Consider the following 12,010-nt stretch of genomic DNA (forward strand, 5'->3'; position numbering starts at 1 on the left):
TCGTGACCATGTGCTCGTTCATCGGGAACTGACTGCGGTGCGCCTCGACCAGCGACGTGAGATCGTCGCCGACGACCTCGAACGGCAGCGGTGGAAACGGCCCGCCGAGCGCGACGACATTTGAAAACGTGTCGGGGTCTTTGTAGACCGCGTTGGCCTCTTCCCAACCAGTCACTGCGAAGACGTTGTGGTGCGGGAGACGCGTCACCGGGTTCTGGCTACGCAGGTAATCGAAGTAGGGATGCGGATCGGGAACCAACGACGGGTCGGCGAAGAAGTCGATGGAATCGAACGCTGAATCAGAGACTGCCATGGTGTCGCGCGCCTCCCGAGGCTGATGTACCCGTGATGGTGTGGGGCGGGCGGTCCGCCATGAGCCGTATGCCGCCCCGGACTGAGATGGGCAAAGTGTAGTTCTTGCTGAGCACCTGCTTAGCATGGGGCTAATGTCGTGGTCAAGGCGAGACTGTGGCCCGACGCTACGATCGGCATGTTCAGCAGGTATTCGGCGAGAGTTTGGAATCACGGCATGACTTCGGCGCGCAGGATCGGAGCACCGGACGCCAAGAACCGCGGCGTGCTGCTCGACGCCGCCGAGCAGCTGATGCTCGAAGAGGGTTATGCCGCAGTCACTTCGCGGCGAGTCGCTGAGAAGGCGGAGCTCAAGCCGCAACTGGTCCACTACTACTTCCGCACCATGGACGAGTTGTTCCTCGCGGCGTTCCGGCGCCGCGCCGAAGAAGGCCTTGAGGTGCAAGCGCAGGTGTTGCAGGCGCCGCAACCGCTGTGGGCGTTGTGGCGGTTCAGTACCGACCCGGCGGCCACCGCGATCACGAGTGAATTCATTGCGCTCGCCAACCATCGCAAGGCGCTCAAGGCCGAGATTGCCTACTACGCCGAGCGGTTTCGCGAGGAGCAACGAAAAGCGCTGTCGACGGTTCTCGATCGTTACGGCGTTGACCCCGCCAAGTTTCCGCCGTTGGTCTGGTCCGTCCTGATGACCAGTGTGTCTCGAGTCTTGGTGATCGAGCAGGCGCTCGGTATGTCGGCCGGCCACCGCGAGACCGTCGACATCGTCGAGAGCTACCTCCGCCATCTCGAGGGCGACCCCGAAATCTAGCCGCCTCACCAATTACGAAGCGAGCAGAGCGTGCCCTTGGGGCCGTCGTTGGATTTAACGACCTTTCCGTCGACGACGAGCGCGCAATGGAACATCGGGGTACCCGGCTCCGTCCCGGTGCTCACGACAACCATTGCGTAGTCGGCGGGGTCCGTCAGCATCACCGGCGGCGAGACCCACGGGTGACCGGGTGCGATGTCGGCCTGGATATTGGGCGTGTATTGGTACGGGTCGTGGCTGTAGTTGGAGAACTTCCCCGGGTCCTGATCCAGGTAATAGATGTCGGCATAGATCGGGTTGGCTGCCGTGACGACGTACTTGACCTCGTGCATGACCGGGTCGTCTGCGCGAGCGAGGGCGACGGCCAGCGTGCTGCAGCTGAGCGCCGACAGCAGGGTCAACGCTGCGGCGCCTTTACCGATGCTTGTCATGCGCACCTCCGGCCATCCACAGTCCCGGGGCGATATTGGCATTCTCTTTAGCGGAGAATAACATCGCCACTGTCTTACCCAAGACCCTAACGTTTGCCGGCGGAGCGTCGAAGCCAATGCGCAATATTCCTGACGAACTGGTCACCCGATATGTACAAGCGGGCTGGTGGACGCGCGAGAGTCTCGGGCAGGTGCTGGCCCACGGGCTGCAGGCCGCACCGGGTGCGACGTTCCGGGTGTACTCGGATGTCCGGCCGTGGTCTGGCACATTCGCCGACGTCGAAGTCATAGCCCGTCGGCTCGCGGCCGGGCTGCGGGCCCGCGGCGTCGGTGCCGGTGATGTGGTGGCTTTTCAGCTGCCCAATTGGATGGAAGCCGCGGCGACGTTCTGGGCCTCGGCTTTCCTCGGTGCGGCGCTGGTGCCGATTGTGCATTTCTATGGCCGCAGGGAACTCGCGCCAATCTTCGCCGCAGCCAAGCCGCGGGTGTTCATCACGACTGAGGAGTTCGGCAGGCTGACCTATCAACCCGATCTGTGTTCGGAGGTCCCGATCGTCGGGCTGGTCGGGCGGGATTTCGACGATCTGCTCGCCGACGAACCCATGCCCGGCACGGTGCCTGCCGACCCGGCGGCGCCGGCTTTGATCGCGTTCACCTCCGGCACCACCAGCGCGCCGAAGGGCGTCATTCACAGTCACCGCAGCCTGGTCTGCGAGGCGCGTCAGCTGTCCGGCCAGATCCGGTCCATCGGCGACAACCAATTGACCGCGACACCGGTCGGCCACTTCATCGGAATGCTTGCCGCGTTGCTGATCCCGGTGCTCAACGGTGGAGCGGTTCACCTTGTCGACAACTGGGATCCGGGAGTCGTGCTCGGCTTGATGGAACGCGACGGCCTCACCCTTGGCGGCGGGCCGCCCTACTTCGTCACCAGCCTGCTCGATCACCCCGACTGCACGCCCGCGCACCGGGCCCGGTTCACGTCCCTCGGCCTGGGCGGTTCGACGGTGCCGGCCACGGTCACGCGACGGCTGACGGATCTGGGCGTCATCGTGTTCCGGTCCTACGGCAGCAGCGAGCACCCGTCGATCACCGGGTCGACGCTGGATGCGCCCGAAGACAAACGCCTGCTCACCGATGGCAACCCGATGCCGGGAGTGGAGATCCGCTTGGCGGCCGACGGCGAGATCCTCAGCCGCGGCCCGGATCTGTGCCTGGGCTACGTCGACGACGAGCTCACCGCGGCCGCTTTCGACAACGACGGCTGGTACCACACCGGAGATATCGGTGTGCTGGATGCCGATGGCTACCTCACCATCACCGACCGCAAGGCCGACGTGATCATCCGCGGCGGCGAGAACATCAGCGCCCTGGAAGTCGAAGAGGTGCTGCTCGGAATGCCCGGTATCGCGGAGGCGGTGGTGGTCGCGGCTTCCGACGCCGTTCTGGGCGAGCGCGTGGCCGCGGTGTTGCGGCTCAGGCCAGGGCACGCTCTGCCGAGCCTCGACGTCGTCCGGGCCCACTTCGGGCGGCAAGGGGTAGCTCGGCAGAAGTGGCCGGAGATCTTGCTCGAAGTCGACGACTATCCGCGTACGGCGAGCGGCAAGGTACAGAAGCGTCTGGTGCGTGAGGGCATTGCGGTAACCTCGGGCTGAGAATAGTATTCTCACAAATTGCGAAGGAGGATTCCATGGGTCAGTTGTCGCATCGGGAAGACGTCCCGTTTCCAATCTTTGACGCGGATAACCATCTCTACGAGCCGCCCGAGGCGCTGACCAAGTTCCTGCCCAAGGCGTACAAGGATTACGTCCAGTACGTGCAGATCAACGGGCGCACAAAGATCGCGATCCGCGGCCATATCAGCAACTACATTCCCAACCCGACCTTCGAGGTCGTCGCCCGGCCGGGGGCATGGGAGGAGTACTTCAAGTACGGCAACCCGGACGGCAAAACCAAGCGCGAGCTGTTCGGTGAGCCCATGCGCGCGATCCCGGCGTTCTTCGAGCCCGGCCCGCGCCTGGAGAAGATGAACGAGCTGGGGCTGGACCGCACCCTGATGTTCCCGACGTTGGCCAGCCTGCTCGAGGAGCGGCTGCGCGACGACCCAGTCGCCATCCACGTCCTGGTCCATGCACTGAACGAGTGGCTCGATGAGGTCTGGGGCTTCAATTACGAGAACCGCATCTTCACGACCCCGGTTATCACCCTGCCGATCGTCGAGAAGGCGATCGAGGAGTTGGAGTGGGTGGTCAAGCGCGGCGCACGCTGCATCCTGATCCGGCCGGCTCCGGTCCCCGGCTTCCGTGGTCCGCGGTCGTTCGCGGTGCCCGAGTTCGACCCGTTCTGGGAGCGGGTCGTCGAGTACGACCTACTGGTCGGCATGCACTCCAGCGACAGTGGCTACTCCCGGTACACCTCGGAGTGGGACGGTGCCGAACAGGAGATGCTGCCGTTCCAAACCAATGCGATGGGCATCCTCAACGAGTGGCGGCCGATCCAGGACGCGGTGGGGTCGTGGGTTATCCACGGCGCGCTCTACCGCCATCCCAAGCTGAAGGTCGCGATCGTCGAGGCCGGTTCGAAGTGGATGACCCCGTTGCTCGACGGCCTGGCCGAGGTATTCCGCAAGGCCCCGGAGGCTTTCCCGAGCGACCCGATCGAGATGGTCAAGAACCGGATCCACGTCAGCCCGTTCTTCGAGGACGGCATCGACGACTTGGTCAATCTCGTCGGTGTGAATCAGGTGTTGTATGGCTCGGACTGGCCGCATCCGGAAGGGCTGGCGGAGCCGACCTTCTACGTCAACGCGCTGTCGCACCTGTCCGTCGACGACCAGGCAAAGATCATGGGCGGAAACCTGTCTCGACTCGTCACGGTGTGACCTATCCGCCAGGCCGGCCACTTTGATGTGGAAGACCATCCCGGAGATGGTCTTGAGCGCGGCGGACCGGTTCGGCGACGCCGAAGCCGTCGTCGACGGTCCGCTGCGCTTGACTTTCACTGAGCTCATCGAGCGGATACGTTGTGCCGCAGGCGCGTTCGACAAGCTGGGTGTTGCCGAGGGCGATCGTGTCGCCATCTGGGCGCCGAATTCGGCGGACTGGATCATCGCGGCGTTCGGACTGCTCACCGCCGGCGGCGTGCTGGTTCCGGTGAATACGCGGTTCAAGCCCGACGAAGCCGGTGACGTCATTACCCGCAGTGCGGCGAAGGCCGTGTTGGTGCGCAAGGATTTCCTCGGCCTGGACTACACCGCGCCCGCCGGGGTGCCGGTCATCGACCTGGCGTCCGACTTCCTTTCCAGCGGTTCGCCGTTCGAGCGGGCAGTCAGCGGAACCGATGTGTCCGACGTCATCTTCACCTCGGGAACGACCGGGCGTCCGAAGGGCGCGATGATGAATCATCGCCAAACCCTGCGCATGTACGAGGAGTGGGCGACGCTCGCCGACCTGCGCGAGGGTGACCGCTATCTGATGATCAACCCGTACTTTCACACGTTCGGCTTGAAAGCGGGCCTGATCGCGTCGTTCCTGCGCGGGGCAACCATGCTGCCGCTGGCGGTGTTCGACGTCGACGTAGTGGTGGATCTGATTGAGCGCGAGCGTATCTCGATGCTGCCTGGACCGCCGACGTTGTACCACTCATTGCTGACCGTTTCCGACAAAGCCAAGCTTTCATCGCTGCGGGCGGGTGTCACCGGTGCCGCCGACATCCCGGTCGAACTGGTTCGCCGTATCCACAGCGAACTGCCCTTCGAAACGTTGATGACGGGTTACGGGCTCACCGAAGCCGGCAATGTGACATTGTCGCGGCCAGGCGACTCCTTCGAAGACGTGGCCACCACCGCGGGCCTGCCCTGCGAGGACGTCGAGGTGCGCATCGCCGAGGACGGCGAGGTACTGGTGCGGGGTTACGGCGTTATGCAGGGTTACCTCGACGACCCAGAGGCCACCGCGCAGGCGATCGACGATGACGGGTGGTTGCACACCGGCGACTTGGGCAATTTCGACAAGGCGGGCCGGCTGAGGATCGACGGGCGTAAAAAGGACATGTTCATTGTTGGCGGCTTCAACGCCTATCCGGCTGAGATCGAGGGCTTCATGCTTGAACACCCCGCCGTCGCTCAGGTCGCCGTCATCGGTGTACCCGACCGGCGACTCGGTCAGGTGGGTAAGGCCTTTGTGGTGCCACTTCAACATGCCGTCGGCACCGTGTCCGAGGAAGATCTGATGGCCTGGTGCCGCCAGCGGATGGCTGGATTCAAAGCGCCACGATACGTCGAATTCCTCGGTGAGCTTCCGCTGAACGCCACCGGGAAGGTGATGAAGGACCAACTTCGGTGAGCCCAGCAGCCCCCCGTTCGCACTCCATCGTGATCACGTCCGACTACCGGGTGCCGGAGCCCGAGCGGGTGTGGCCGCTGCTGCAACGCCGCAAGCGAGAGCTTGCCGAGATCGGCGCGCAAAGCGTGCTGGTCTACACCTCAACACACGACTATGGCCGGGTAATGGTGACCATCCTGGTACGCAGCCGCGAGCCGATCAGGGAACTGCTGCGGTCGCGGGTCTTCTTCGAGTGGTTCGACGCGGTGGGCGTCGAGGATATTCCGGCGGTGTTCGCCGGCGAGATAGTGAAGCGATTCGAGCCGTCGCCGAGACTCGATTCAGAGGCGCCAGGCGTGATCGTGGCAGCGATGGCGTCAGTGCACGACATCCCGATGTTGCTCGACGAAATAGGCGCTGGACTAGGCAGATTCACCGCGGCAGGCGTGCGGAAGACATGGGTGTTCCGTGCTTTTGACGATGGCCACGAAGTGATGATTCTGCAGGAGCTCGACGACGAGGACCGCGCGCGCAGGTGGATCGAGGATCCCGACATCGCCGCGCCCTGGATCGCCGGCGCCGGCGTGGGCGCCTATCCGCCGGTGTTCATCGGCAAGTTCTTCGACATGATGCGCATCGAAGAGTGAACGGGCCCTTCGATGTTCGTCTGCCTGTGTAACGGGATTACCAGCCAGGTGGTGGCCGATGCCATCGCCGGCGGTGCGTCGACGACAAAGGAGATCTCCAAAGCGTGCGGGGCGGGCGCCGAATGCGGCCGCTGCCGTCGCACACTGCGCAAGTTGCTCGGCACACCGAGTGGCGAGCGCAGCGGCTGAGCTACCGCCGCGGGCTGCCGTCAGCCGAGGTCGGCGACTAGATCGCTCAACAGGTCGGGGATGTCCAGGCGTGGTACCACCGCTTCGATCAGCACCATCCGGTCCCGGTGCTCTGCCGCAGCGACAAATGCATCGTCGAGTTCGCCGTAGGTCTGCGCCCGAAACGTCAAGTGATTCGTCACGCCGAGCGCGGTGGGGATGTCGGCCCAGCTCCATCGCACGATGTCGTTGTAGGGCGCGGTCTTTCCGTGAATCATCCGCTCGATGGTGTAACCGTCGTTGTTGACCACCACGACGACCGGCGCGAGGCCTTCGCGAGAAAAAGCACCCAGCTCTTGAACCGTCAGCTGCGCGGCTCCGTCGCCGATCAGCAGCACCGGTCGGCGATCGCGTTCGGCCAGGCCCGCGCCGAGAGTGGCCGGCAACGTGTATCCGATTGAGCCCCAGAGTGGTTGACCGATGAATGTGACTCCGCGGGGTAGCCGGTGAGTGGCCATCCCGTAGAACGACGTGCCCTGGTCCGCCAGGACGATGTTGCCCGGTGTGAGCGCGTCGCAGAACCTGTCCCACAACACGTTCTGGCTCAACGGCTGATCACGGCCGGGCCGGTCGGTGGGCGCGGCATCGGAGTTCGACTGGACCGCTGGCGAGCTGATGTCTCGCTTGGTGAGGATCGTGGTGATCGCATCGAGCGCCGCCCCCATCTCCAACGGCGCGAACACCGCGGTTCCGACCGTGCTCTGCTGCACCCCGATGTCGATGGTCCGGGCCGGGTCGATGCGCTGGCTGAAAAAGCCGCTGACCATGTCGGTGAACACCACGCCCGCCGTCACGAGCGCCGGCGCCTCTTCGATCGCCCGGCGTACTGGCTCGGCGCTGGCCGCGCCGGCGTAGATACCCAGATATTCCGGCGCGCTCTCATCGACCAGACTCTTACCCCACATCAGCGTGGCGTGCGGCACGACGTCGGCGGCCAGCAGCGCCTCAAGTTTGTCGACGGCATTCAGCCGGTGGACCAAAAGGTCGGCCAGCACGGTCAGCTGCTGGTCGCCGACGAGTGTGGTTGCGGCTTCGGTGAACAACGCCAGCGCACGTGGGCTGGTCCCGCCGGTGTAGTGCGGCAACGGCGAGCTCGGCGGCTCCGTCTCGAAGCGGGCCACATCGGTGGACAGCAACAGATACCCCGGGCGCCGTTGCTCGCGTACCTCGCATAGCACCCGATCGATCTCTCTGGTGGCCGTTGCGGGCATGAGATTGGCCTGCGCACAGGTGATTTCCCGACTTATCCGCAGAAAGTGCTCGAAGTCGCCGTCTCCCAGCGAATGGTGCAGAGCCCGCCGCGTGCCCTGCGCGTCTTTCGACGGGCCGCCGACGATGTGCACAACCGGCACGTGTTCGGCGTAGCTACCCGCGATAGCATTGGACGCCGAAAGCTCGCCAACACCGAATGTGGTTACCACAGCTGACATTCCACGCAGCCGGCCGTATCCGTCGGCGGCGTATCCGGCGTTGAGCTCGTTGGCGTTGCCGACCCAGCGCAGCTGCGGGTGGACGACGATGTGGTCGAGAAACTCCAGGTTGTAGTCGCCGGGTACCCCGAACACCTCGGTGACGCCGAGCTCTGCGAGGCGGTCTAGGAGGTAGTCGCCGACGGTGTACGGCGGTTCCGAAACGGCAGCATTCACGGCGTCGAGGCTACGCGTCTGCCGTCGAAACCGCCCTTCACTCGGCACTGCCTCGCTATCGTCCGGTCATGGCAATCAACGAAACCCGCGAAATAGTCATCGAGGCAAACCCGGAAGAGATCCTCGACGTCATCACCGACGAACAGGTGGTGGCCTACACATGGAGCAAGAACAAGGTCAGCTGGACGTTGGTCAGCTCCGGTCAACAACGGTCGCAGGATGCTTCGTACACACTGACGCCCGACCGTGACAAGACAAAGGTCACCTTCCAGCTCAGCGTCGACCCGGTCGTTCCGTTGCCCGGCTTCGTGCTCAAACGCGCCATCAAAGGAACGGTCGACACCGGTACAAAAGGCCTACGCGACCGGGTGCTGGAACTGCAGAAGGGCCAAGCTTGACAGGGCCACTCGGCGGGGTGCGGGTCATCGAACTCGGTGGCATCGGGCCGGGCCCGCACGCGGCAATGATGCTGGCGGACCTCGGTGCCGACGTGGTCCGGGTCCGTCGTCCAGGTGGACTGACGATGCCCGCCGAGAACCTCGACCTGCTGCACCGCGGGAAGCGGATCGTGGATCTGGACGTCAAAGCAGATCCGCGACAGTTGCTGGACCTTGTTGCGAAAGCCGACGTGTTGCTGGACTGCTTTCGGCCCGGCACCTGCGAGCGTCTGGGCATCGGCCCCGACGCCTGCGCGGCGGTCAACCCACGACTGATCTTTGCGCGGATCACCGGCTGGGGTCAGGACGGGCCGCGGGCCAGCACGGCGGGCCACGACATCAATTACCTGTCGCAGACCGGGGCGCTGTCGGCGCTGGGCTACCGTGACCGGCCACCGATGCCGCCGCTGAACCTGGTCGCCGACTTCGGCGGCGGCTCGATGTTCGTGCTGGTGGGCATCGTCGCCGCGCTCTACGAGCGAGAGCGGTCAGGGACCGGTCAGGTGGTCGACGCCGCGATGGTCGACGGGGTCAGTGTGCTGGCGCAGATGATGTGGACGATGAAGTCGACCGGTGCGCTGCGTGACGAGCGTGAGTCGTTTCTGCTCGATGGCGGCGCGCCGTTTTATCGCTGCTACGAAACCGCCGACGGGAAATACATGGCGGTGGGAGCGATCGAGCCGCAGTTCTTCGCGGCTTTGCTTGCCGGATTGGGTCTGTCGGCCGGCGAGGTGCCGGGTCAGTTCGAAATCGGTTCGTACTCAGAGATGTTTGAGGCGTTCACCGCCCGATTCGCCGATAAGACCCGCGACGAGTGGGCGGAGATCTTTGACGGCACCGATGCGTGTGTCACGCCGGTGCTGACGTGGAGCGAGGCCGCCACCGACCCGCACCTGGCCGCACGCTCGACGGTGGTCAATGCAGGCGGCGCCGACCAGGCGGCGCCTGCCCCGCGGTTCTCTCGGACACCGTCCGGGCCGGTCGGGCCGATACCGCAGGCAAGCACAGCACTCGACCAAATCGGCTGGTAATCAAGCGCAATTAATGTGCCGCCTTGCTAGCTTGGTAAGTAGTGGCCGTACGAGCATCGAGAGAGATTGTCATCGACGCGCCGCCGGGAGTGATCCTGGAGGCGCTTGCCGATGTCGGGTCACTGTCCTCATGGTCGCCGGTGCACAAGCGAATTCAGGTGCTCGACTGGTACTCCGATGGTCGGCCGCACCACGTGAAGGCCACGATCAAGATTTTCGGGCTCGTCGACAACGAGATCCTGGAATACCACTGGGGCCCCAACTGGGTGGTATGGGATGCCGGCGATACCTTTCAGCAGCGCGGACAACACGTCGAGTACAGCCTGCAGCCAGTCGGCGTCGACAAGACCCGGGTGCGCTTCGACATCACCGTCGAGCCGGCCGGACCTGTTCCCGCTTTCGTGGTCAGGCGGGCCAGCGAGATCGTGCTGGACGCTGCAACAAAGGGACTGCGGGACCAGGTGATGGGCGCACTGATGCCCGAGCAGCCGAAATAGCGATCGTGTCGAGTTAAACGGTGGCCCGCCGGTGGTCGGCGGTGGCACGGTAGGTCCTCATGCGGGTGTGGCTGAGCGGCTAGGCAGCGGCCTGCAAAGCCGTACACACGGGTTCGAATCCCGTCACTCGCTCCACAGGCTCAGCTGGTGCAAGACAGCAATTCCTGAAAGGACTGCTGCATGCATTCGGCATACCTTGACGGATCAGGCAGGGCATCGCGGTCCGCGGTAGCGCTGATCGACAGGGTGCCGTTGTAACTCGCGACGACATGGATCAGGTTCATGCCACCGATGAGCGGCCCCAGACCGGCCGCGCGCAGGAGGCGCGCACCGCGGAAATAGATCGGCTGCGTTGGACCCGGCACGTTGGTGACGGTCGTGTTGGCGACCGTAGGGCCGGAGAACGGAAGCACGCTCGCTGCCTTGGCCGCCACGCCGAGCAACGAGGTCGGCACGGTTCCAATCAATTCGATCAACTGGGTCCGCGTCGACTGGTCTGATTCCGAGCGGCTCCCCGCGGTCGACGCGGCGATCGTGGTGAGCCGGTCGAGTGGGTCGGCGATGTCCGTGCCGAGCGATTGCAACCGGCCGAACAACATGTTGCCTCTGCCGTTATTGGCGCTCGCGTCGCGCAGCGAGATCGGGCATGCCGCGACGAGCGATTCATCGGGGAGTTCCCCGTGGCCGTCCAGATAGTGGCGAAGGGCGCCGCCGACGTAGGCGAGCGCCACATCGTTGACCGTCGAGCCGGGGACCCGCGCCTTGATCCGTTTGAATTCGTCGAGTTCGTGGAACCGGGCCTCGAAAACTCTGTGCGCTGAAACCGTTTGGTTGAACCGCGTCTTGGGCGGGAACGACGGTGTGCCGATCTCGGCCATCCGGGACACTCCGCTGACCAGCTTGCCGGGCAGGGCGGCCAAGCCGCGCACTGCCTTGGGGGCGCTTGACGCAAGTACAGTGCTCGCCCGCAACGGATACAGCGCTGCCTTTACTGCCATGCGCGACAGTAAATTCGCGTGAGTGGGCAGCGGGCCGGGCTGCCAAGGACTATCGGGTGCAGGGGGACGTGGGCTGTCGGCGGCGAGGTCGTGCATGGCCGCGATCATGTGAACGCTCGCCATCCCGTCGACCGCGCAATGGTGCAATTTCAATGCCATCGCGAACGAGCCCTTCGGCACTCCCGGAACGGAATTCAGCCCCTCGATGACGGTGATCTCCCACGGCGGTCGTCGCAGATCGATCTGGCGGGCATGCAGCCGCGCGACTTGGATGCACAGCTGCCGCCAGTCGCCGGGCTGCGGTAGCCCGATATGGCGGACGTGGTACTCGAGATCGAAGCTCGGATCATCCACCCAGTACGGGCGATCGAGACCGCCGGGCAGCTCGGTCAACCGCCGACGAAAGACGTCGGCGAGATGTAGCCGCGCGTCGAGCTCTTCGAGAATCCCCTTGAAGGTGACCTTGCCGCCCGGGGCGGTCGAAGGGTCGTAAATCAGGAGCATCTGGATTTGCAGTGGCGTTTCGGGCGTTTCGGCGCGCAGCATCATGTCATCGGTCCAACCCAGCTGCTGCACGGCCGGCCTTTCATCGACGCTGATTTCTCAACACTAGGCTTGTCGCCGCCGTCCGGCGAACATTTCTGACCGGCCGC

General features: G+C 64.5%; 12 protein-coding genes, 1 tRNA gene and 1 pseudogene. 10 read left to right on the forward strand and 4 right to left on the reverse strand.

Annotated features, from left to right (window positions below; all coding sequences use genetic code 11):
* A pseudogene (locus WAN02_RS11630) lies at positions 1 to 313 on the reverse strand (cytochrome P450); the annotation flags it as partial.
* 216 nt (positions 314 to 529) lie between these two features.
* On the opposite strand from WAN02_RS11630, the gene WAN02_RS11635 reads away from it, so the two are divergent.
* Entirely contained in the window at positions 530 to 1,120 is a 591-nt protein-coding gene (locus tag WAN02_RS11635) for a TetR/AcrR family transcriptional regulator (protein WP_422264318.1), read from the forward strand.
* A gap of 5 nt (positions 1,121 to 1,125) precedes the next feature.
* On the opposite strand, the gene WAN02_RS11640 is transcribed toward WAN02_RS11635, so the two are convergent.
* Positions 1,126 to 1,551 (reverse strand): hypothetical protein, encoded by a 426-nt coding sequence (locus WAN02_RS11640; protein ID WP_422264319.1) that lies wholly within the window; start codon positions 1,549 to 1,551, stop codon positions 1,126 to 1,128.
* Positions 1,552 to 1,667: 116 nt separating this feature from the next.
* On the opposite strand from WAN02_RS11640, the gene WAN02_RS11645 reads away from it, so the two are divergent.
* The 5 genes from WAN02_RS11645 to WAN02_RS11665 are packed head-to-tail and all read left to right on the forward strand — an operon-like array spanning position 1,668 to position 6,709.
* Positions 1,668 to 3,206 carry an AMP-binding protein gene (locus tag WAN02_RS11645; RefSeq protein ID WP_422264320.1) on the forward strand — a complete coding sequence of 513 codons (1,539 nt, stop codon included), beginning with the start codon at positions 1,668 to 1,670 and terminating at the stop codon, positions 3,204 to 3,206.
* 35 nt (positions 3,207 to 3,241) lie between these two features.
* Positions 3,242 to 4,432: an amidohydrolase family protein gene (locus tag WAN02_RS11650; RefSeq protein ID WP_422264321.1), complete on the forward strand. Its 1,191-nt coding sequence runs from the start codon at positions 3,242 to 3,244 to the stop codon at positions 4,430 to 4,432.
* A 25-nt stretch (positions 4,433 to 4,457) separates the two neighbouring features.
* On the forward strand, positions 4,458 to 5,894 hold the full coding sequence (locus WAN02_RS11655; RefSeq protein WP_422264322.1) for a FadD3 family acyl-CoA ligase: 1,437 nt from the start codon (positions 4,458 to 4,460) through the stop codon (positions 5,892 to 5,894).
* A complete protein-coding gene (locus tag WAN02_RS11660) occupies positions 5,891 to 6,520 on the forward strand; it encodes a fatty-acid--CoA ligase (RefSeq protein WP_422264323.1) in 630 nt (209 codons plus the stop codon). The genes WAN02_RS11655 and WAN02_RS11660 overlap by 4 nt, the downstream gene beginning before the upstream one ends.
* A gap of 12 nt (positions 6,521 to 6,532) precedes the next feature.
* Positions 6,533 to 6,709, forward strand: a complete 177-nt coding sequence (locus tag WAN02_RS11665; RefSeq protein WP_422264324.1) for a (2Fe-2S)-binding protein — start codon at positions 6,533 to 6,535, stop codon at positions 6,707 to 6,709.
* Between the two features lie 20 nt (positions 6,710 to 6,729).
* On the opposite strand, the gene WAN02_RS11670 is transcribed toward WAN02_RS11665, so the two are convergent.
* Positions 6,730 to 8,394: an alpha-keto acid decarboxylase family protein gene (locus WAN02_RS11670; protein WP_422264325.1), complete on the reverse strand. Its 1,665-nt coding sequence runs from the start codon at positions 8,392 to 8,394 to the stop codon at positions 6,730 to 6,732.
* Between the two features lie 68 nt (positions 8,395 to 8,462).
* Here WAN02_RS11670 and WAN02_RS11675 point away from each other — a divergent pair, with 68 nt between their 5' ends.
* The 4 genes from WAN02_RS11675 to WAN02_RS11690 all read left to right on the forward strand — a co-directional run bounded on the left by WAN02_RS11675 (position 8,463) and on the right by WAN02_RS11690 (position 10,494).
* Positions 8,463 to 8,792: a cyclase gene (locus tag WAN02_RS11675; RefSeq protein ID WP_422264326.1), complete on the forward strand. Its 330-nt coding sequence runs from the start codon at positions 8,463 to 8,465 to the stop codon at positions 8,790 to 8,792.
* Complete coding sequence (locus WAN02_RS11680; RefSeq protein ID WP_422264328.1) at positions 8,789 to 9,862, forward strand: CaiB/BaiF CoA transferase family protein; 1,074 nt, start codon at positions 8,789 to 8,791, stop codon at positions 9,860 to 9,862. Before WAN02_RS11675 ends, WAN02_RS11680 begins: the two co-directional genes overlap by 4 nt.
* A gap of 41 nt (positions 9,863 to 9,903) precedes the next feature.
* Positions 9,904 to 10,359: an SRPBCC family protein gene (locus WAN02_RS11685; RefSeq protein ID WP_422264329.1), complete on the forward strand. Its 456-nt coding sequence runs from the start codon at positions 9,904 to 9,906 to the stop codon at positions 10,357 to 10,359.
* Positions 10,360 to 10,420: 61 nt separating this feature from the next.
* Positions 10,421 to 10,494 (forward strand) — tRNA-Cys (locus WAN02_RS11690).
* 5 nt (positions 10,495 to 10,499) lie between these two features.
* Here the strand turns inward: WAN02_RS11690 and WAN02_RS11695 are convergent.
* Positions 10,500 to 11,933 carry a WS/DGAT/MGAT family O-acyltransferase gene (locus WAN02_RS11695; RefSeq protein WP_422264330.1) on the reverse strand — a complete coding sequence of 478 codons (1,434 nt, stop codon included), beginning with the start codon at positions 11,931 to 11,933 and terminating at the stop codon, positions 10,500 to 10,502.
* Positions 11,934 to 12,010: the final 77 nt, after the last annotated feature.

Origin of the sequence: Mycobacterium sp. (genome assembly GCF_049281135.1) — a bacterium.
In the GTDB taxonomy this organism is placed as follows: Bacteria; Actinomycetota; Actinomycetes; order Mycobacteriales; family Mycobacteriaceae; genus Mycobacterium.

Bases quoted from the DNA above. Each gene is read 5' to 3' on its own strand.
- WAN02_RS11665 (WP_422264324.1), top strand. From the start codon at position 6,533: ATGTTCGTCTGCCTGTGTAACGGGATTACCAGCCAGGTGGTGGCCGAT.
- WAN02_RS11650 (WP_422264321.1), top strand. From the start codon at position 3,242: ATGGGTCAGTTGTCGCATCGGGAAGACGTCCCGTTTCCAATCTTTGAC.
- WAN02_RS11645 (WP_422264320.1), top strand. From the start codon at position 1,668: ATGCGCAATATTCCTGACGAACTGGTCACCCGATATGTACAAGCGGGC.
- WAN02_RS11675 (WP_422264326.1), top strand. From the start codon at position 8,463: ATGGCAATCAACGAAACCCGCGAAATAGTCATCGAGGCAAACCCGGAA.
- WAN02_RS11635 (WP_422264318.1), top strand. From the start codon at position 530: ATGACTTCGGCGCGCAGGATCGGAGCACCGGACGCCAAGAACCGCGGC.
- WAN02_RS11655 (WP_422264322.1), top strand. From the start codon at position 4,458: ATGTGGAAGACCATCCCGGAGATGGTCTTGAGCGCGGCGGACCGGTTC.
- WAN02_RS11640 (WP_422264319.1), bottom strand. From the start codon at position 1,551: ATGACAAGCATCGGTAAAGGCGCCGCAGCGTTGACCCTGCTGTCGGCG.